Raw genomic sequence first — 20,670 nt, forward strand, 5'->3', positions numbered from 1 at the left:
ATTATTTTAATAATTCCTCAGGAATGGGTTTATTAAGCAGATTTTGATAGTAGAATCTGATCCTTTCCGCCTTGTCATGAGGTGCTTTGATTATCCCGAAACCATGCCGACTGCCTGGATAGATCATCAATTCAAAGTGCTTATTTGCGTTCTGCAGTTTGTCGATCAGTTGTATTGTATTTTGAACATGAACGTTGTCATCCATATCGCCATGCATAATTCTCAGCAGGCCTTTGTATTTATCGACATAAGTTAATACTGATCCATTCTTATAACCTTCGGGGTTCTCCTGGGGAGTATCCATAAAGCGCTCCGCATAATGTGTGTCGTACAGTTCCCAACTGGTTACTGGTGCTCCTGCGTAACCAAAATCAAAATCATCGGCTCCCATAGTCAGGGCCATGCAAGTAATGTAGCCGCCGTAACTATGACCGGTGATCAGTAGTTTTTTGTTGTCTACCCAAGGCTTTGATTTTAGCCACCTTGCGGCAGTGGTATAATCTTTCATCTCCCATTTACCAAGGCTACGATGCATTAGAGCAACACCTTCTTTGCCAAATTGCCCAGAAGCGCGATGGTCAACCGCAATCTGTATGACCCCTTCGTTTGCCCACCATTGGTTGCCTGTTCCTTTCCAGGAATCTGTCACCGTTCCAGCATTTGGGCCGCCGTAAATACTCATTACCACAGGATAGCGTTTGGTCTGATCAAAGTCTGTAGGGTAGGTGATCACCGCAGGAAGGTTATAGCCATCATCTGTTGGGATGGTGATCATTTCCGTCTTGCCGAAGGTAAATGTTGCAAAGTCGGACGACTTACTATCACTAAGCTCTTTAATGATCTTGCCTTTGTTGTCAACCAGCGTCCGTTTTGGTGGCGTAGAAACATTGGAATAAGTGGCAATAAACTTAGAGCCATCCGGGGACATTTGAATAGAATTTGTATAATCACCAAAAGTAAGTCGCTTAAGGTTTTTACCGTTATAGTCTACGCTGTAAAAGTCTGTTCTAGTTGACGCCTCTTTACGAGCGGTAAAATAAACCTTCTTATTTTTTTCGTCAACTTTCACAAGCTTAGTAACCTGCCATTTTCCACTGGTAATCGGGTTAACAAGTTTGCCTGCCAGGGTATACAGGTAATAATGAGCCCAACCCGTCTTATCGCTTCGAAGAATATAATGTTTTTTATCTTCCAGATATTCAATTCTTTCATCAAAATCCAGGTCAACCCATGAGGATTGCTTCTCGTCATAAATCTCTTTTTTCACACCTGTAACAGGGTTAACCGAATAGAACTTAAGGTTGTCTTGTCCACGGTTCATCCATTGCACCATAAGGTTGCTTCCATCAAAGCTCCAATACGGTGTGCCGAAATATTGATCGTCTTTCTCGTTAAAATCCGCCCAGGTAACTGCTCCGCCTAGTGTTGGTACAAATCCTACTTTCACTTCTGGATTTGGATCGCCAGCTTTAGGGTACCTGGTTTTCTCCGTATAACCATGCTGGCCTGTTGAGCCATTGATTGGAAACATTGGAACTTTAGTATCATCAAATCGCATAAATGCCAGGTGCTTGCTGTCAGGTGCCCACCAGAACGCTTTGTAGTTGGTGGCGCGACCAAGGATCTCCTCAAAGTACACCCATGAAGACCAGCCGTTATAAATTACATCAGTAGCATCTGTAGTATATCTTAACTCCTTTAGCGTTTCTACCTCCACTGCATAAAGGTCATTGTTGCGTGTAAAGGCCACAAACTTGCCATCAGGCGACAAGGTGGGGTTCTTTTCTTCGTCTTTATTACTGGTTAGTCTCTTTGGGGCTTCTACACCGTATTGAATGTATACGTCGGTTTCTTTGCTAAATACTTTAACGTTGCTTGTTGGAGGTGGCGTGTAAGGAGATTTGTTTCCGCTTATAATGTCTACAGCAAATCTAGCTCTTGCTTTATCCAGTTCTATGTAATGGCTGTTGTCACTCCACCCGGTGATATCATTTACAGGTTGAGTCAATGATGGGATGTTGTCATAAATTTGCTGTTTACTCAGCTTTTTCAGCTGTGCCTGTACAGCGGCATTGAGAGATAGAGACATCATTAAACAGAGGATAAAAGATTTTTTCATGAGAAAAGTTGGAGTTTTTTGATCTTAAGAAGAAGGGTGGAAGGTACAAAAAAGGCGCCTTTGAACAAAGGCGCCTTTTTAAAACTAGTATATAAAGTATGTTACAATACCCAGTTCCAACCAAACTCATCAGGGATTAAGCCGTAACGGATATCGTTTAGTGTTTTCGCTATCTCCATCGAGACAGTTCTGGTAGAAGGATCTGTCAGGGTGTAGATCTTACCGTGGTATCCGATCTCTCCAATTGGTGTAACCGTAGCTGCGGTACCGGCGGCGAAAGCGTCTGTAACACTTCCATTTTCAATACCATCTAATATTTCTTTAACGCTCACACGTCTTTCTTCAACTTCGATACCTGCATTTTTTGCAAGGGTAATAATGGTGTCTCTGGTAACGCCATCTAACACGGTGCTTCTTATCGATGGTGTAACTAATTTACCATCTATTACAAAAATAAGATTAGCGGTTCCAGCTTCCTCAATGTACTCATGTGAAACAGCGTCCGTCCAAATCAATTGGTCGTAACCTTCTTTTTGTGCTTCAGCAAAAGGGTAAAGAGACCTGGCATAATTACCAGCAGTCTTTGCAAAACCAACTCCACCTTCATCAGCTCTTGTAAATTCAGTTTCTATCTTCACCTTCAAAGCCTTACTATAATATGGTCCTGTTGGTGTGGTTAAAATTGCAAAAGTATATTTGTCAGACGGCTTTACTCCAAGATAAGGGTCAGTCGCAAACATCACAGGACGAATATAAAGGGAGTATCCATCCTGAGCCGGCACCCATTTCTCATCGATCTCAATCAGCGAAGCAATGCCCTGCATAAACACATCAACTGGTATCGAGGGCATCGACATACGTGTTGCCGACTTGTTGAAACGTTCAAAATTCTTATCTCCGCGAAAAACACTTATTTTTCCGTTGTCCTGACGATATGCCTTCATGCCTTCAAAAATTGCCTGACCATAATGCAGCGCGGATATTGCAGGACTCATCAAAATAGGTCCGAACGGCAGCACTTGCAGGTTGCCCCACTCGCCATTGTCGTATTCAGCAATAAACATGTGGTCTGAAAATACTTTGCCAAATGGCAATTGCGAGAAATCCGTTACTGTTAATTTACTCTCCTGTGCTTTAGTTATCGTTATATCTAATGTTTCGTTCATCTGGTAATGCTTTACTGCAAATCTAAGTATAATTAGTTTTATTTAAGACCTCTATGACCCAACCCTTACCCCATTCCTCTTTTTGCTGGTCTGTCCACAGAAAGGGGTAAAATATTCTTTTTTGAAAGCGCGGAGGCAGATATTTCTGCCAATTCGTACCCCCTGTTGCAGCGATGTCTATTGGATCGCGCTCCAGGTAACGGACGGCAGATTTGTAATGAGACAATGGCCATTCTACATTGACATGCAAGTCCAGTTTTCTCAATTCCTCTGCAAGCCCGGTAACATCCTGACCCTCTAACTCAAGTTTATGGTACAACGCGGTAAAATTGCTGTACTGCCTTTCTTTGATTAAGCTGAGAAATTGATCTGCATATTTTGTAATGAATTGTTTGAGCGTTAATGTTTGCTTCCCACTTGCAAGTTCTGTTGCCCCAAACTTCCAATAGATATGTTCAAACTGCTCCTCGATCGAAGCATGTTTTAATTCCTCTCTTTTGCTTTTATCAACGAGCCTGATGAAATCAGTAGCGCAGATCTCAATCATTCTATACTGGCCTGACTGGAAGCCACTGGCAGGTAAAAGGGACATTCTGAATTTTAAGAACTGCTCTCGTTCCATCCCGTTGACCATAACCTCAAAGGATGAAACCAGCGCGCTGAAGTAGGCGTTGATCCGTTTAACCCGGTTGCTAAAAAACGCGGCTGTCAGTTCCTTGTGGGTAGCGATCTGCTCACATTCGTGAAGAGAAAGCTTGAAATATAGTTCCGTGATCTGGTGATACATGATAAAGATCTCTTCATCAGGAAACGGTGTTTTCGGACTTTGCAAGCTAAGAAGTGTGTCCAAATGAATATAATCCCAGTAGGTCAAAAAGTCTGCATATAACAAGCCATCCAGGTATGCCGACATATCCTGCCCCATTGCAGCATACTTCTCTTGTAGTTTGTCTAATTTATCTTTAATCTCCGGGGTGAGTTCCATAATAAGGGCTAATAAAGTACACGAAACTTGATGGTATGTTCAATCTTTTTCAAAGACTTAAACAACTGATCATCATACTGTGCGTTAATATCTGTGATGGCATAACCTATAACAGGATTTGTCATTAGAAATTGTCCTACTATGTTTATATTATGTTCCGCGAAAACGGTATTGATCTGAGCCATGATGCCGGGTACATTCTTATGGATATGAATTAAGCGATGTGACTTGTCAATGCGTGGCAATTGCAAATTAGGGAAATTGTTACTGAGGTGTGTAGTTCCCGTGTTCATGAAATCGATCATTCTTTTAGGAATAAAATTTGAATGGCGTGGATTTCCTTTGCCGTCATCGAAAACAACAATTCCTTTCTGCGTGCAGGCTTTGATGTCAAGCTTGTTCTTCGCATTCCCAAGATAGCCGATCGTCTTTAATTTAACTGCCCGATCCAATTGCTCTAATTCAATTTTTTCTCCTTCTGCAAGGAGCATCATATGCACGTCGGCGACATACTTTTCCTCAAAGCTGATTTTATGTCTTATGGAGAAGCCATCTTTTTTTAACATCTCAACACTTTCCGTTGGCGCATCACCAATTACGAGGCAAAGAATTCTGTTTTTGGGATAAGAAATCGCCCTCGGAAGATTGTTTACATACAGGAATTCATCAAAACTGGGTGTAACGTGATCGGCCTTTTCCACAATACTTGCCCGGGAAATATTTTCTGTGAAGGCGTAGAACTTTTTAATTAAGCCGCTCTCCCTAAGTTGGAAGTCCGAATATCCATCTCCAATCCCGTATAGGTTACCTTCAAGGTTCATCTGACTTACCAGCTTGACTTTACCGCCTTCTTCGCTAAGCGGATTAGCATGGTCATAGTCGATGATATTACCATCACCCGTAGTAACGAAGGTGTTTGCATATATGTTTTCTTTTTTGATATGATACTGGCTTACAACGGGTGTAATAAACTCTTTAAAACCGCCTGAGACGATTAGTACTTCATCAGCATGTGCTTTAAAAAACGCTGCATTTCTAGAGAAAGAAGCAGAAACTTTCTTTTTTAAGCGGGTAACCAACTGTTTTAAATGGTCTTCATTTGCTTCTAAAAGTTTCACTCGCTGCGCAAGGCTTTCGCTGAAAGATAGCTTTCCTTCCATTGCGAGATTGGTGTAGTCTTCAATTTTCTTGAAAATAGCTTCTTTATCTGGATGCTTTTTTAAAGATATGCGTGCGAGTTCATCTAATGCCTCCACTTGTGTGAAGGTACTGTCGAAGTCAATGATGTAGTAGTTTTTTTGGTTCATTTTAAATGGTTTTTAACGTCTCACAAGTTTCCTTTATAGATTGCTTAAGAGATTTAAATTGTATTCCGGTTGTAAGTTTGATTTTTGCATTGTCATAGAGACTTTCGTTCATGCTGCTCCTTGCCGCATCACTCGTAAGTGCTGGCGGTTTAGAGCTAAACAAAGCAGCAATTTTAGCTGCTCTCCAGGCGACGCCTAACATCCAAGGCTTCGCCTCTTTGACCGGAGGCTTCACTTCGAAACCATCGGCGATCTCTTTAAAAAACTCTTTATAGTAATAATTTTCTGCTGAAATGGTAAAGCGTTCGCCTTGCACAGTGCTTTCCATGAGTAAAACCATACATTTTACGACATCTTTTACCTCTACAATTCCTGTGGCACCCTTGGTATAATAGGAAAGTCCCTCTTTAACCAATTTGAAGATTGCTCCACTGCCTAGATAGCCTGAGTTGGCACCTATGATCACCGAAGGATTGACAATAACTGCTTCAAGACCTTCGGCGATGCCCCGCCAAACTTCCATTTCTCCTTCATACTTTGAAATGGCATAACTGTGAACTTTAGAGTCATATTCCCAGAAGTCTTTCTCCGTAATAAGCTGACCTTTTTTAGCATTTCCTAAAGCAGCTACCGAACTGACATGAACAAGTCTAGCCTGGTTGGTCAGACATAGGTTTACAATGTTGCTCGTTCCCTCGATGTTAATAGTTAAAAGTCTTTTTTTGTCCTTTGGATCAAATGATACTAATGCCGCACAGTGATAAACTTCTTGGATATCCTCAAAAGCATCTTCTAGTGTAGCAAGATCCAGGATGTCGCCGACAAACCACTCGATTTTGTTATTATTTTGAAGGAGCGCTGGTATTGCTGAGTGTTCGCGCTTCATCGCGCGCACCAGTTTGCCTTGGGTGGTAAGCTGATGAACTAATTCTGATCCTAAAAATCCAGTAGCCCCGGTTATTAATATCATTTCATTTTTTTTAGGACTGTTATTCAAAAGTATGAGCTCAAAAATAGATATTTGAGGCCATACATTTAAGTGCTATATGTCTTTATCCGATTTTTTCTCCCCAGTAAACCTTGAGAAATTCACCCCAAAAAGGGGTTTTTACACGAGTCAGCTAGGCTTGAAAGCAATGTTTTTTCAGGACGTTTTTCCTGATTTACAGGAGGGAAAATATGACATCGCTATAGTCGGAGTTCTGGACGACAGAGCTGCAGTTAATAATGAAGGATGTGCTTTAGCACCTGATTACTTTCGGGAGCAGTTTTATACGCTGCATGAGGGCCCATACACTACACGGCTGGTAGATCTTGGGAACATTAAGGCTGGCGCATCCTTGTCGGACACCTATGTAGCGCTAAAAATGGTGGTTTCTGAATTGGTGAAGCTGAATATTCTCCCTGTGATTATTGGTGGTGGGCAAGACCTTACTTATGCACAATACCTTGCCTACGAATCGCTTGAACAGAAAGTAGATTTGGTTGTAGTTGACAGCAAGTTCGATCTTGACGAAGAGGATCAGGAGGGTTTAGCAGCTAAATCTGATACCTATTTGAATAAGATACTCTTGCATCAGCCAAACTACCTTTTCAATTTTAGCAATATTGGATACCAAACCTATTTTGTGAATCAGGATAGTCTTAAAGTAATGAGTAAACTTTATTTTGACGTCCATAGGTTAGGGGAATTTAGCGATGATATGGCTTTGGCTGAACCTATTGTACGCAATGCGAACATGATCAGTTTTGATATTGGGGCGATCCGTTCCTCAGATGCCGGTGCTAATGCCAACGCCAGTCCAAACGGTTTTTATGGTGAACAGGCTTGTCGCATTTCACGTTATGCGGGAATGAGTGATAAGCTAAGTTCTATAGGGTTTTATGAGTTCAATCCTGCCTTTGATCAAAACGGCCAAACTGCGATGTTGCTTGCGCAGATTGTATGGTACTTCATGGATGGCTTTTACAACAGAAAGAAAGATTTTCCGTTAACGCCGAAGTCGCAGTACATCACCTACAGAGCAAGCTTGAATGACGGATCTGGCGAGATGCTATTTGTTAAAAGTAAGAAGTCGGACCGCTGGTGGATGCAGGTTCCTTATCCTACCGGGATATCTAAGAACGAGCGCTTTCACCTTGTTCCGTGTCGTTATGAAGATTACGCGACGGCTGTCACAGGTGAAATGCCTGATCTTTGGTGGAGAACGTTCCAAAAACTACTTTAATTTTACACTTATCCCTTACCTTTAATACGTTAACTAGTTATATTTGAGTTATTACTACTGAACCACAGTTGTAGTTACAAATTAGTCTTAAAATTATATGAAAAAGATTGTTCTTAGTGCGATGTGCTTACTGCCCCTCGCCTCATTTGCGCAAAAGGAATTTACCTTAAATGGAAAAGTTGGGACGCTAAATGCTCCTGCAAAAGCATATCTGAGTTATAGAGCAGGTGCAGAGCAGGTTCTTGATTCTGCTGTTTTAAAGAATGGTGAATTTACCTTCAGAGGTAAGCTTACCTCTCCAACATCTGCAAACATTAGAATCAAACATGATGCTACCCCAGCTGATCCAACCAAGAGAACAGTGATTGACGGGCTAGCTTTATATCTTGAAGATGCGGCGATTAGCCTTTCCTCTCCTGATTCGGTTAAAAATGCAAAGATCACTGGGTCTAAAATTAATGCAGATAACGAGCGACTTAAAGAAAGCTTAAAACCATATACATTGCAAATGAACGCTTTGAATGTGGAGTATATGAGTAAAAGTCCTGAGGAGCGTAAGGATAAAGCCTATATGGATGGTTTGAATGCTCGTGCGGAAGCGATTGGCGTTAAAACAACTGAAGTTAATCGTGAGTTCGCGTTCGGCAATACCAAATCTTATATGGGGTTGGTTGCTTTTAGAAATTACATGGGTTATGATATTGATGCCGCTAAGTTAAGCCCCGAGTTTGACCGCTTCGCAGCGAACCTGAAGAGTACGACATTAGGAAAAGCGATTGCTGAGCAGTTAAACGCTGCAAAGATGAGCGGTATTGGATCGATGGCAATGGATTTCACTCAAAATGATGTGAATGATAAGCCAGTGAAACTGTCTGATTTCAAAGGGAAATATGTATTACTTGATTTCTGGGCGTCATGGTGCGGACCATGTAGAGCAGAGAATCCTAATGTAGTTCTTGCCTATAATACATATAAGGATAAGAACTTCACGGTATTAGGTGTTTCTTTGGATCAACCGGGTAAGAAAGACCTTTGGTTAAAAGCTATAGAAAAAGACGGACTGACCTGGACGCACGTTTCGGATCTTAAATTCTGGGATAATGCAGTAGCCAAAAAATACGGAATACAGTCGATACCTGCGAACTATTTAATCGATCCTACTGGAAAGATAGTTGCGAAAAATATCAGAGGTGAAGAGTTGCAAAGTAAGTTAGCGGAGCTCCTCAACAAAGGAACAAAATAACCGTTCTCTTCATCCGCTAGAATCTTTGGCCCTGAAGAAGGGCAAACATTCTGAGGCGTCTTCAGAGAAGGTAATTTTGTCTCTGGAAATGGTAAAGTGATAGATAAAGAACTATATAAGAGATAAAGGGATAGATAACGGAAAATATTATATAAGGCAAATTGCCTTAATTTTAAAAGGAGGGTACTAGATGTATCCTCCTTTTTTAGTATAATCATTTTCTGCTTTCTACTTTGGCATTTCGGTACATCTTGTTCAGGGTAAAATTTAGTGGCTGAAAGAGGGCCTAGCGTTGTTTCGCTTCTTCAGCGAAATCATGCAGCCCGATAGCAGATCACTCAATTTTAATTTCTTGATATTTCAACCCTTCTGTTCAACACTCTTCCAGCCTCAGTTGTATTATCTGCAACTGGTTTAGACTCTCCGTTACCATTGATAGTGAAATTACTTCCATCTAGGCCTCCATTCACAAGGTAGGTTTTTACAGAGTTCGCACGGTCGATAGAAAGGGACATATTGCGCTCTGGAGATCCTTCGGCAGATGAGTTACCGTTTAATGTAAACTTAGCGGTGGGCTCTTTCTTGATCTCAGCAATCACTTTGTCTAGTATTGCATAAGACGAAGTTTTCAAAACATCAGAATTGAATTCAAATTGAACCTTCTGAAAATTGAAGTCTGGTTTAGCTACTGGTGCTGGTTTTTCTACTTCTTGTACAGGTGGTTTCTCAGGTTGTTTTGTTTCTACAGGAACTTCTTTAACGACTGGTGCAGGTGCTGGTTTAGCTGCTAATTTCTTTGTTTTACATGAAAAGAGCGAGATGCTCAATAGGGTAAATAGTAAGGGTAATAAAATGCTTTTTGTTAATTTCATTTTGTGTGTTTGTTTAGATTAATTGATTTACAGCGTGTAATGTACGCCGATAAGTGGGTGATAAAAATTGTAACATTATAATGATATAACGGACTTGGGTGTATTTTCTTACATATTGGTATGTTGGTTTTCCTTATATCCTATTCTTCGAAATTAATATATATTCTTAGGAAGCGATTGAGATGGCTGTTTTTTTAAATAATTATTCTTAGGTTTAAGAAGCCGAATAATAGACTAATGACCAGATTTCTAATTGTATGCATCATCGCCATTTACTCAAATGTTGCTTATGATAACACTAATGTTTATGGTGTAGGGGCTTTTTTACTTGCTGTCAGCGAATTGTATCAATTGAATAAAAAATAAAGTCATTTATGCCTCTTCTTAAAATCTCGAAAGCCCTCCTGTTTTGCGCCACATTTCTTAGCAGTCTAACCTTTACCAATGCATTTGCTCAAATTACTGCTAAGCCTGTATTGGAACCAACGGTTAAAGAACGGATTCATCCGGTACGGATCGTATGGAAAAGTGAGACAGGTAATCGCATTGCGAACGCTGAGAGTTTATTGAAAAAAGGCAATGGTCAGGCTGATTTGAACTCAGCGAACCTGTGTGTCCTAAGGAGCGACAAAACTAATAAACCAGGCCTTTTGTTAGATTTTGGAAAGGAGCTTCATGGAGCAATTCAGCTCGTTACTGGCATTTGGCCAGGAAATAAGCCCGTTCGTGTTAGAATCAGACTTGGCGAATCCGTAAGTGAGGCGATGTCGGACGTCAATTCCTCAAGCGCAACAAATGATCATGCACTTCGTGACTTTGTGACCGCTTTACCCTGGCTTGGAAAGCTTGAGTTTGGTAATTCAGGGTTCAGATTTGCTAGAATAGATGTAGTGGATACTAATACCACCGTTATACTAAAAGAGGTAAATGCATTGGCGGTATACCGAGATATCCCTTACCTGGGATCCTTCAATAGCAGTGATACCCTACTTAACAAGATTTGGAAGACAGGTGCTTATACTGTGCATCTGAACATGCAGGATTACCTCTGGGATGGTATTAAACGCGACCGGTTAGTTTGGGTTGGAGACATGCATCCTGAGGTAACCACGATCAATGCTGTTTTTGGGGATAATGAAGTGGTGGCAAAGAGCCTGGACCTTTCACGGGACATTACACCACTTCCACAATGGATGAACGGAATCAGTGCCTACTCCATGTGGTGGATCATTATCCACAGGGATCTTTATAAGAATAATGGCAACCTGGCTTATTTAAAAGAACAAAAGGAGTATATGGTAAAGTTGCTCGATCTGCTGGTAACTAAGATAGGGGACGACAATACAGAAAATTTAGAAGGGAAGTTTCTGGACTGGCCATCCAGTGAAAATAAACCAGCTATCCATGCTGGCTTACAGGCACTCATGGTGATGTCGTTGAGCGCCGGAGCGGAACTGTGTGTGGTTTTGAAAGAGGAAGCTTCTGCAACTAAATACAAAGCGGCAGTTGAGCGATTAAAGAAAAACATTCCGGACATTAACGGTTCAAAGCAAGCGGCAGCCTTGTACGCTTTGGCTGGACTTATGTCTAACGAAGATGCGAACAAGGTGTTATTAGATGGTGGAGCTAAAAACTTCTCGACATTTTACGGATACTATATGCTGCAAGCCATGGCTAAAGGAGGCAATTACCAACAAGCAATGGATGTTATTCGCACTTACTGGGGAGCGATGCTGAAGTTGGGGGCTACTACATTTTGGGAAGATTTTAATATGGATTGGCTTCCAAACGCAGCGGGGATTGATCAACTGGTGCCTGCCGGGATGAAAGATATACATGGGGACTTTGGCGCCTATTGTTACGTTGGCTTTAGACATAGCTTGGCGCACGGTTGGGCATCAGGGCCAACGCCATGGCTGACGGAGCATGTGTTAGGCATAACCGTTGTAGAAGCAGGGGGAAAAGCGATCAGAATAGTTCCTCATTTGGGAGACTTAAAGTTTGCGGAAGGAACGTTTCCAACAAAATACGGAATAGTTAAGGTTAAGCATACCAAACAGTCGAACGGAAAGGTACAGTCTGACATCACTGCTCCGAAAGAAGTTCGAATTATTAGAAACTAGATTAAACACGCGCTCCGGTTCATATTTCTGGTGCCCCTGAGTTTACCACGCATTCTGAAGGGATCAGGGTCAGTGTAAAATAGATGTGGATTGATAGCTCTTGGAAATACGAAGCGGCATTTTGTGTTTACTTATCTCATTATTCCTATATATTTGCTTCATGAATATCTTAATTTTAGGTTCGGGAGGAAGAGAAAGTGCTTTCGCATGGAAAATATCACAATCCGATCTATGTACGCAGCTATTTATCGCTCCGGGTAACGGGGGGACAGGTGTATATGGCAAGAACATAAAACTAAATCCGAATGACTTTGAAGCTGTCAAGGCTTTGGTTCTCAAAGAAAACATCGAAATGGTTATTGTAGGTCCTGAAGAGCCGCTGGTTAATGGAATCCACGACTTCTTTTTAGCAGACATAGCATTAGCTCATATACCGGTGATCGGACCAAAAAAAGAAGGTGCTATATTGGAGGGAAGTAAAGACTTCTCTAAACAATTCATGGCCCGTCATGGAATTCCAACTCCCGGTTCGCAATCTTTCACTAATCAAACATTGCAGCAAGGGTTAGATTATCTAAGTAACCATAGTCTTCCTATAGTACTTAAAGCTGATGGACTTGCTGCGGGTAAAGGAGTAGTGATCTGCCAGACAGTTCAAGAAGCCCAGGAAGAGTTGAAACTAATGCTTGGAGGAAAGTTCGGTGCTGCTGGCTCGTTAGTGGTTATTGAAGAATACCTGACAGGAATAGAGCTGTCTGTTTTCGTTTTAACAGATGGCGAAAACTATGTGATCCTGCCTGAAGCGAAAGATTATAAGAAAATCGGTCAGGGAGATAGTGGTTTGAATACAGGGGGCATGGGCTCGGTTTCTCCGGTGCCCTTTGCAGATGAAGCTTTTTTAAAAGAAGTGGAAAACAGCATCATCATTCCAACTGTTGAGGGTTTAAAAAAAGACAATATTGACTACAGCGGTTTCATCTTCTTTGGCTTATTTAAAGTAGGGGATAAACCTTTGATCATAGAATACAATTGCCGTATGGGTGACCCGGAAACTGAGAGTGTAATCCTGCGAATAGAGAACGACCTTGTGGAAATGTTTAAGGCGGTGGCCGATAAAAAATTGAAGGACTATAAACTGAATATCAGTACTAAACATGCCGCTACAGTGATGGTAGTTGCAGGTGGTTATCCGGGAGACTATGAAAAAGGTAAAGCCATCACAGGCATTGATAACATCCGTCAATCTACTGCTTTTCACGCCGGTACAACGCTGGAGGGCGGTGTAATAAAAACAAACGGAGGTCGTGTGATTGCGATCTCAAGTCTGCAAGACACTCAGTTTGATGCATTGCAGTCTGCAACTGCGGATGCCGCGCGAATTTATTTCGACGGTAAATATTTTAGAGAAGACATTGGCTTTGACCTTATTTAACAACGTTATGAAAAAACTTTTAACTATTGCACTCACCTTTTTGACATTCACTGCTATGCAATCTTATGCTGCTGCTAAAGACTTTTATCAAATCAAGATTTACCATCTGAAGAACGCTGAACAAGAACAAATAGTAGAGAACTATTTGGAAAAAGCGTATTTACCTGCACTTCATAGAGCAGGTATCTCGAAAGCAGGTGTCTTTAAAAATATCAAATCTAAAAACGCAGATAAAAAGGACGAGCTTTTGATCTATGTTTTTGTGCCTTACAAATCTGTCGGTGACCTTTCTAAAATTGAAACCAAGTTGTCAAAAGACAAAGTGTATAGTCAAGATGGTTCGGCTTATTTAGATGCAGCTTATAATAAAACACCATATGACCGGATAGAAACCATTCTGATTTCCGCATTTGAAATGGCACCGCATTTTGCACTTTCAGCCGTTACTGCTCCAAAAGCAGAGCGCGTATATGAATTGAGAAGCTATGAAGGGCCTACAGAAAAATTGTACCTGAGTAAAGTAAAGATGTTTAATACAGGAGATGAAATCGGTCTTTTCAAGCGTCTGGGTTTCAATGCTGTTTTCTACGGAACTGTCATCGCAGGTTCAAGAATGCCGAACTTGATGTATATGACCACCTTCGCGAACAAAGCAGATAGAGATAAACATTGGGACGCTTTTAGTAATGATAGTCAGTGGAAAACCCTTTCTGCCCTGCAAGAATACAAGAACACGGTATCTAATAGTACGACAACCTTCTTATACCCAACCCACTACTCTGACATCTAACCGGCTTCTTTTTTCTAGCCGCAGATTTCAATATGTAAAAGATTACAGGTAGATTTGCGGCTTAGATGAGACACATAGTAACTTTATCCCTCGTTTTTTTTAGCCTTACGCAATTGGCAAGGGCAGAGCGTGTCGAAGGGTTACGGATTCTGACCAGGCAATACTGCGATAAGCAGCAAACCAGTACAGTCACACCTTCTTTCAGTCAGTGTCATCCTGATGACCCAAGGTTTCCTTTTTTTCTTTCTTATAGTGAGTTGACAATCATTGGTGTTGCTCCTCAGCAATGCGCAATAAGCTACACTATCGACAATCAGAACATCGCTGATCTTGCAGTAAAGGAAACCCCGAAGAACAATAGTCCTTAGCTCTTTTTTTCAAACATAGGCAGTCGCACACCTTACAACTGACATTCCAGGCTTTTAAGCGGAGTGATGTAGTTGTAATAAATTCCATTTTGATCATCATACATTAAACACAAAATATAGAACATGTTAGGATTTTTAACCAAGATTTTTGGAAGCAAATCAGAAAGAGATATTAAGGTTATACAACCTATAGTAACTAAAATAAATGAAGAATATGCTAAGTTATCATCGCTCAGCAATGACGAATTGCGAAGCAAGACAGGATATTTTAAAGAAGTAATTGGTAAAGCACTGGCGGAAATTGACGGTAAGATCAGCGACTTAAAAGCTGAAGGTGAAAACCAAGAGTTAGCTTTATCAGAAAAGACTGGTATTTACGATCAGATAGATGCCCTGATTAAAGACCGAGATAAGGAACTGGAAGTAGTTTTGATGGAAATCCTGCCCGAAGCGTTCGCTGTGGTAAAGGAGACCTCGAGACGTTTTGCAGAAAACGAGTCATTGGCAGTAACGGCTACACCGTTTGACAGAGATTACGCGGCTAGAAAAGCGAACGTTGTTATTAAAGGCGATCAGGCATTATGGGCAAACAGATGGGATGCTGCAGGTACTGAGGTGCTTTGGAACATGGTTCACTATGACGTTCAGCTAATTGGCGGTGCAGTTCTACATAATGGTAAGATCGCTGAGATGGCTACTGGTGAGGGTAAAACCCTTGTAAGTACATTGCCGGCTTACTTAAATGCGTTAGCCGGACAAGGAGTTCACATTGTAACAGTGAATGATTACCTGGCACGACGTGACTCTGAGTGGAACGGTCCTATATTCGAGTTCCACGGATTAAAAGTAGATTGTATTGATCGACATGAGCCGAACTCCCAGGAGCGTAGAGATGCCTATCTTGCCGATATCACTTACGGTACCAATAACGAGTTTGGTTTCGATTACCTGAGAGATAATATGTCGCAAACACCTGATCAACTGGTTCAGCGCAAGCTGCACTTTGCCATGGTGGATGAGGTCGATTCAGTACTAATTGATGATGCGCGGACTCCGTTGATCATCTCGGGACCTGTGCCTTTTGGAGATCAGCATGAATTCCATGAATTAAAACCACGTATCGAAAGACTAGTTACTGCACAGAGAGAGTACGTGACCAGAGCTTTAAACGAGGCTAAGAAATTAATGAATGATGGTAAGGCTGGAACCGAAGAAGGTGAAGGTGGTTTAGCGTTATTGCGTGCTCACCGTGGTTTGCCGAAGAATAAAGCATTAATCAAATTCTTAAGTGAAGGTGGTAACAAGCAGACATTATTGAAAACTGAGAACCATTACATGGCTGATCAGTCCAAAAATATGCCTAAGGTTGACAGCGAGTTGTTCTTTTATATTGATGAAAAAAACAACCAGGTTGAGCTTACCGAAAAAGGAATTGAGCTGATCACTAAATCTGGTGAAGACGCAAATTTCTTCGTATTACCTGACGTAGGTACATCAATTGCCGATATCGAGAAGTCTGACTTAAGTAGTGAAGATAAAATCGCTCAGAAAGATGCCTTGATGCGTGATTATTCAATAAAAGCAGAAAGAATTCACTCGGTGAATCAACTACTGAAAGCATATACTCTATTTGAAGTCGATGTCGAATATATCATTGATGAAGGGAAGATTAAGATTGTTGATGAGCAAACAGGTCGTATCATGGACGGTCGCCGTTACTCAGACGGTCTGCATCAGGCAATAGAAGCAAAAGAGAATGTGAAAGTAGAAGATGCTTCACAGACCTATGCTACTGTTACATTGCAAAACTTCTTTAGAATGTACCACAAACTATGTGGTATGACGGGGACAGCAACAACTGAGGCTGGTGAATTCTGGTCTATCTACAAATTAGACGTGGTGGAGATTCCAACAAACCGTGCTATTTCGAGAACAGATCATCAGGATTACGTGTATAGAACAGTACGTGAAAAGTACAATGCGGTTGCAGAAGAGATCGTTAAGCTAACACAAGCAGGAAGACCAGTTCTAGTAGGTACAACATCTGTTGAGATCTCTGAATTGTTAAGCCGGATGCTAAAATTAAGAGGCATCAAGCATAATGTGCTAAATGCTAAAATGCACCAGAAGGAAGCTGATATCGTTGCAGAAGCAGGCCAACCCGGACAAGTTACCATCGCTACCAACATGGCCGGTCGTGGTACAGATATTAAATTAGGTGCCGGTGTTAAAGAAGTCGGTGGTCTAGCCATCGTCGGTACAGAGCGCCATGAGTCTCGTCGCGTCGACAGACAGTTGCGTGGTCGTGCTGGTCGCCAGGGTGACCCTGGATCTTCACAGTTCTTTGTTTCATTGGAAGACAACCTGATGAGGTTATTTGGTTCTGAACGAATCTCTAATGTGATGGTGAGAATGGGTATTGAAGAAGGAGAAGTAATCCAGCATTCCATGATCACCAAATCTATTGAGCGTGCCCAGAAGAAAGTGGAAGAGAACAACTTTGGTATCCGTAAACGTTTATTGGAGTATGATGATGTCATGAACTCACAACGTTCTGTAATCTATGCAAAACGTAAAAATGCATTGTTTGGCGAGCGTCTTGATGTAGACATGAGCAATATGGTGTTCGACGTTGCAGAAGATATTGTAACAGAATACAAAGAAGATGGAAATTACGAAGGCTTTAAGCTAGAGGTTATTAAGAACTTCTCTGCAAATACAACCATTGATGAAGCTGAATTTGCATCAAGAAATATACATACCCTAACTGATAAATTGTTTGATGAGGTTACTGCTTTCTATGCGAGAAAGTCTGATGCAATCATCAATCAGGCAATGCCGGTATTGGTACAGGTGTATGATGAAAGAGGTGAGCAGATTGAGCAGATCCTGGTTCCTTTTACTGATGGTATCAGAAGCGTTCAGGTTCCTGTAGGGCTTAAGAAAGCAATTGACAACAAAGGCAGAGAAATCACTAAATCTTTTGAGAAAACGATTGTACTTGCGCTAATCGATGAGACCTGGAAAGAACACTTGCGTGAAATGGATGAGCTGAAACAATCGGTTCAGAATGCCGTTTATGAGCAAAAAGATCCTTTGATCATCTATAAGATGGAGGCCTTCAACTTGTTCAAGAATATGTTGAATGCGGTAAATAAAGAAGTGGTGAGTTTCTTGTTTAAAGGAGGTATTCCGGTACAGACAGATCCAGAGGACGTTAGGGAAGTACAAGCTCCAAAGCCTACTCCAAATAAGCTTAAAATGTCTAAGCCTGAATTCGCACAGACAAGCAGTACAGGTATGCCCGAAATGGAAGATACCCGTGAGGCAGTTCCTCAACAACCGATTCGTAAGGAAGTAACTATTGGAAGAAATGAACCATGTCCTTGTGGAAGTGGTAAAAAATATAAAAACTGCCACGGTGCAGGAATGTAAATTATAGATTGCTGATGAAGATTAGACTTGTTGTTGTTTGCTGTTTTGTCTCTGCTGGCTTGTCTGCACAAACCAGAGGTAGGGTTACCATTGAGAAAGATCCGCTTATCGATAGTCTGATTGCCAAAAGACTGGAATTAAGTATAGCGCCCCCAAAAGCCACGGTTAGCGGGGTGCTGCCTTCAAAACCTGGAGTCATTGTTGCCCAGATGGGCTACAGGGTCCAGGTTTTTTATGGCTCGGACAGGCGACAAGTGTTTAGTCAGCAGGCAATGTTTAACGGACTTTATCCTGCTCACAATACCTATATTACCTATAAACAGCCTAACTATTACCTTAGGGTTGGTGATTTCAGAACCCGGCTTGATGCACAAAGGTTTATGAATGAACTTCGCCCAACCTTTCCAACGCTTTTCATATTTAGAGAGAAAATTAACGCTCCTAGTTTAGATTACAGCAATGATAGATAAAGAAAAGATTCAGGCGCTCTCCGGTGAGATCTTCGAAAAGGTAGTTGGTTTTCGCCAGCACATACATGCAAATCCGGAACTTTCCTATAAGGAGTTTGAAACCTCTGCTTACATTAAAAGTCATTTAACAGAATGGGGCATTCCTTTTTCTGACATGGCAAATACAGGAGTCGTTGGCCTGATTACTGGGCATCTTGCTTCAGATCAAGTTGTAGCTTTGAGAGCCGATATGGATGCCCTTCCTATTCTGGAAGAAAATGATAAGCCTTATACATCGAAAAATCCAGGCGTAATGCATGCTTGTGGACACGATGTTCATAGCTCGTCGTTACTAGGTGCAGCGTTTATATTAAACAGTCTGAAAGCAGAGTTTGGCGGAACCGTGAAGTTGATCTTTCAACCTGCGGAAGAACTACTGCCAGGGGGAGCAAGCATCATGATTAAGGAAGGCGTTTTAGAGAATCCAAAGCCACATGCGATCATCGGACAGCATGTAATGCCTATGATTGAAAGTGGTAAAGTAGGTTTTCGTTCCGGGGTCTATATGGCCTCAACCGATGAGCTCTATGTTACCGTGCATGGTAAAGGTGGTCATGGCGCACAGCCACATCAAAACATTGATCCGGTATTGATTACTGCTCATATCATTGTTGCGCTACAACAGATTGTTAGTCGCAATGCAGACCCAAGGTTACCATCGGTACTTTCGTTCGGCAAAGTGCAGGCTAACGGTGCTACCAACATTATACCAAATGAGGTAAAGATGGAAGGGACCTTTAGAACGTTAAATGAAGACTGGAGAAAAGAGGCTAAGCGTTTGATGAAGAAAATGGCAGAAGGCATCGCCGAGAGTATGGGCGGAAGTTGTGATTTCAGAATCGTGGATGGTTACCCATTCCTGATCAACGAAGAAATACTAACGGCAAAGACACGTGCTCATGCGGAAGACTATTTAGGTAAAGAAAACGTTTTAGACTTAGATATCTGGATGGCTGCGGAAGACTTTGCTTATTATTCTCAGGTAACCGATGCCTGTTTTTATAGATTGGGAACTGGCAATAAAGAAAAAGATACCATGTATTCTGTGCATACTCCAAAGTTTGATGTTGATGAAGATGCATTGAGAATTTCAACAGGGCTGATGGCGTATGTGGCATTAAAACAATTGGGTAATTGAAAAAAATCGCACTTTCCGCGCTACTAGCCATGCTGATGCTTCAGGGCTTTGGGCAAGCTATAGATCGTTTCAACCCGGATACGATCCAGACGATCGAACTTGATTCTACGGTCAAGATTACCGCCAGAAAATTTGGAATAGAGACTTTCATCGATGCGATCATTACTGATGAGACTTTCTATCAGGCCTTCCGCAATATGAAGAAATATACCTTCACTGCCGAGAACCGCATCTACACTTATGATAAGAAAGATAAGGTTGAAGGTAAGGTCTACCGGAAGATCAGGCACAATAACGATGGGCCATATAAGATGGAATATCTTGCTAAGGAAGATGCCGGAAAGCTTTACAAGAAAAACGGCAAATACCAATTGTATACGGTAGAGATGTTCGATTACATTTTCATGAATCCATACAATTCTGATTTGCTAACAGAAGGTCCGATGACCACCGGTGCTAAAGGAAAAGGTGCGAATGAAAGCTATAAAGACAAGCTGAAAACATTAATATTTACCCCCGGACGACCGATAAAAGGTTTGCCGTTTATTGGTGATAAAACACAGATCTTTAGTGCCAACATGCGCCAATACTACGACTATTCATACGACAGTGGGACCTATCTTGATTCTATTCCTGTATACCGCTTTAAGGTAGCCGTTAAGAAAGACATTACCGGCGGTACAAGAGATGGCTTAATGATTAAGACTTTAACTACCATTTTCGATAAGCGAAACTTCGCCATCTTAGGCAGGTATGTTGATATGAAATACAGCAATATGATCTTTGATTTTGATGTGCAAATGAATATTGAGATGAGCTATTTTGCTGGAGAAAAATTGCCAACTAAGATTACCTATCAGGGAAATTGGGACTATCCTTTTAAGAAAGAAGAACGCGCCAGCTTTCTGATTGTTCATAAGGATTACCGCCTTGGAAAAGGCAAGTAATTTTATAA

The 20,670-nt window shown here is 41.4% G+C and carries 16 protein-coding genes; 10 read left to right on the plus strand and 6 right to left on the minus strand.

The window, feature by feature from the left end:
- Position 1 precedes the first annotated feature (1 nt).
- From WKF66_RS03340 to WKF66_RS03360, 5 genes are all read right to left on the minus strand, one after another.
- The gene (locus WKF66_RS03340) at positions 2-2,119 is read right to left on the minus strand and encodes a S9 family peptidase (protein ID WP_489672985.1); all 2,118 of its coding nucleotides are present in this window, start codon (positions 2,117-2,119) and stop codon (positions 2-4) included.
- A 101-nt stretch (positions 2,120-2,220) separates the two neighbouring features.
- Positions 2,221-3,285 carry a branched-chain amino acid aminotransferase gene (locus WKF66_RS03345; protein WP_489672986.1) on the minus strand — a complete coding sequence of 355 codons (1,065 nt, stop codon included), beginning with the start codon at positions 3,283-3,285 and terminating at the stop codon, positions 2,221-2,223.
- Between the two features lie 22 nt (positions 3,286-3,307).
- Positions 3,308-4,270, minus strand: a complete 963-nt coding sequence (locus tag WKF66_RS03350) for a tryptophan 2,3-dioxygenase family protein (RefSeq protein WP_489672987.1) — start codon at positions 4,268-4,270, stop codon at positions 3,308-3,310.
- Between the two features lie 8 nt (positions 4,271-4,278).
- Entirely contained in the window at positions 4,279-5,577 is a 1,299-nt protein-coding gene (locus WKF66_RS03355; protein ID WP_489672988.1) for an HAD-IB family phosphatase, read from the minus strand.
- 1 nt (position 5,578) lies between these two features.
- On the minus strand, positions 5,579-6,547 hold the full coding sequence (locus WKF66_RS03360) for an SDR family NAD(P)-dependent oxidoreductase (RefSeq protein WP_489672989.1): 969 nt from the start codon (positions 6,545-6,547) through the stop codon (positions 5,579-5,581).
- Between the two features lie 76 nt (positions 6,548-6,623).
- On the opposite strand from WKF66_RS03360, the gene WKF66_RS03365 reads away from it, so the two are divergent.
- Both WKF66_RS03365 and WKF66_RS03370 read left to right on the plus strand, forming a co-directional pair.
- Positions 6,624-7,805, plus strand: a complete 1,182-nt coding sequence (locus tag WKF66_RS03365; RefSeq protein ID WP_489672990.1) for a formimidoylglutamase — start codon at positions 6,624-6,626, stop codon at positions 7,803-7,805.
- A gap of 97 nt (positions 7,806-7,902) precedes the next feature.
- A complete protein-coding gene (locus WKF66_RS03370; RefSeq protein WP_489672991.1) occupies positions 7,903-9,048 on the plus strand; it encodes a redoxin domain-containing protein in 1,146 nt (381 codons plus the stop codon).
- 344 nt (positions 9,049-9,392) lie between these two features.
- Here the strand turns inward: WKF66_RS03370 and WKF66_RS03375 are convergent, their stop codons facing one another.
- Positions 9,393-9,920: an OmpA family protein gene (locus WKF66_RS03375; RefSeq protein ID WP_489672992.1), complete on the minus strand. Its 528-nt coding sequence runs from the start codon at positions 9,918-9,920 to the stop codon at positions 9,393-9,395.
- A gap of 374 nt (positions 9,921-10,294) precedes the next feature.
- Here WKF66_RS03375 and WKF66_RS03380 point away from each other — a divergent pair, with 374 nt between their 5' ends.
- The 8 genes from WKF66_RS03380 to WKF66_RS03415 all read left to right on the plus strand — a co-directional run bounded on the left by WKF66_RS03380 (position 10,295) and on the right by WKF66_RS03415 (position 20,662).
- A complete protein-coding gene (locus WKF66_RS03380) occupies positions 10,295-12,043 on the plus strand; it encodes an alpha-L-rhamnosidase-related protein (RefSeq protein ID WP_489672993.1) in 1,749 nt (582 codons plus the stop codon).
- Positions 12,044-12,203: 160 nt separating this feature from the next.
- Positions 12,204-13,475 (plus strand): phosphoribosylamine--glycine ligase, encoded by a 1,272-nt coding sequence (purD, locus tag WKF66_RS03385; RefSeq protein ID WP_489672994.1) that lies wholly within the window; start codon positions 12,204-12,206, stop codon positions 13,473-13,475.
- A 7-nt stretch (positions 13,476-13,482) separates the two neighbouring features.
- Positions 13,483-14,265 (plus strand): NIPSNAP family protein, encoded by a 783-nt coding sequence (locus tag WKF66_RS03390; protein WP_489672995.1) that lies wholly within the window; start codon positions 13,483-13,485, stop codon positions 14,263-14,265.
- A 65-nt stretch (positions 14,266-14,330) separates the two neighbouring features.
- On the plus strand, positions 14,331-14,633 hold the full coding sequence (locus WKF66_RS03395; protein WP_489672996.1) for a hypothetical protein: 303 nt from the start codon (positions 14,331-14,333) through the stop codon (positions 14,631-14,633).
- Between the two features lie 123 nt (positions 14,634-14,756).
- Positions 14,757-18,068, plus strand: coding sequence for a preprotein translocase subunit SecA (gene secA / locus WKF66_RS03400; protein ID WP_489672997.1), 3,312 nt, complete (start codon positions 14,757-14,759; stop codon positions 18,066-18,068).
- 14 nt (positions 18,069-18,082) lie between these two features.
- The gene (locus tag WKF66_RS03405; protein ID WP_489672998.1) at positions 18,083-18,538 is read left to right on the plus strand and encodes an SPOR domain-containing protein; all 456 of its coding nucleotides are present in this window, start codon (positions 18,083-18,085) and stop codon (positions 18,536-18,538) included.
- Positions 18,528-19,715: a M20 metallopeptidase family protein gene (locus tag WKF66_RS03410; RefSeq protein ID WP_489672999.1), complete on the plus strand. Its 1,188-nt coding sequence runs from the start codon at positions 18,528-18,530 to the stop codon at positions 19,713-19,715. Before WKF66_RS03405 ends, WKF66_RS03410 begins: the two co-directional genes overlap by 11 nt.
- Positions 19,712-20,662 (plus strand): hypothetical protein, encoded by a 951-nt coding sequence (locus WKF66_RS03415; protein WP_489673000.1) that lies wholly within the window; start codon positions 19,712-19,714, stop codon positions 20,660-20,662. The genes WKF66_RS03410 and WKF66_RS03415 overlap by 4 nt, the downstream gene beginning before the upstream one ends.
- The last annotated feature ends 8 nt before the right edge of the window (positions 20,663-20,670 follow it).

The sequence above is a fragment of the Pedobacter sp. genome (assembly GCF_037719805.1).
Taxonomy (GTDB): domain Bacteria; phylum Bacteroidota; class Bacteroidia; order Sphingobacteriales; family Sphingobacteriaceae; genus Pedobacter.

Coding starts and splice junctions, on each gene's coding strand:
- WKF66_RS03405 (WP_489672998.1), top strand. CDS start 18,083: ATGAAGATTAGACTTGTTGTTGTTTGCTGTTTTGTCTCTGCTGGCTTG.
- WKF66_RS03350 (WP_489672987.1), bottom strand. CDS start 4,270: ATGGAACTCACCCCGGAGATTAAAGATAAATTAGACAAACTACAAGAG.
- WKF66_RS03380 (WP_489672993.1), top strand. CDS start 10,295: ATGCCTCTTCTTAAAATCTCGAAAGCCCTCCTGTTTTGCGCCACATTT.
- WKF66_RS03395 (WP_489672996.1), top strand. CDS start 14,331: ATGAGACACATAGTAACTTTATCCCTCGTTTTTTTTAGCCTTACGCAA.
- secA (WP_489672997.1), top strand. CDS start 14,757: ATGTTAGGATTTTTAACCAAGATTTTTGGAAGCAAATCAGAAAGAGAT.
- WKF66_RS03340 (WP_489672985.1), bottom strand. CDS start 2,119: ATGAAAAAATCTTTTATCCTCTGTTTAATGATGTCTCTATCTCTCAAT.
- WKF66_RS03410 (WP_489672999.1), top strand. CDS start 18,528: ATGATAGATAAAGAAAAGATTCAGGCGCTCTCCGGTGAGATCTTCGAA.
- WKF66_RS03360 (WP_489672989.1), bottom strand. CDS start 6,547: ATGATATTAATAACCGGGGCTACTGGATTTTTAGGATCAGAATTAGTT.
- purD (WP_489672994.1), top strand. CDS start 12,204: ATGAATATCTTAATTTTAGGTTCGGGAGGAAGAGAAAGTGCTTTCGCA.
- WKF66_RS03375 (WP_489672992.1), bottom strand. CDS start 9,920: ATGAAATTAACAAAAAGCATTTTATTACCCTTACTATTTACCCTATTG.
- WKF66_RS03345 (WP_489672986.1), bottom strand. CDS start 3,285: ATGAACGAAACATTAGATATAACGATAACTAAAGCACAGGAGAGTAAA.
- WKF66_RS03390 (WP_489672995.1), top strand. CDS start 13,483: ATGAAAAAACTTTTAACTATTGCACTCACCTTTTTGACATTCACTGCT.
- WKF66_RS03355 (WP_489672988.1), bottom strand. CDS start 5,577: ATGAACCAAAAAAACTACTACATCATTGACTTCGACAGTACCTTCACA.
- WKF66_RS03370 (WP_489672991.1), top strand. CDS start 7,903: ATGAAAAAGATTGTTCTTAGTGCGATGTGCTTACTGCCCCTCGCCTCA.
- WKF66_RS03365 (WP_489672990.1), top strand. CDS start 6,624: ATGTCTTTATCCGATTTTTTCTCCCCAGTAAACCTTGAGAAATTCACC.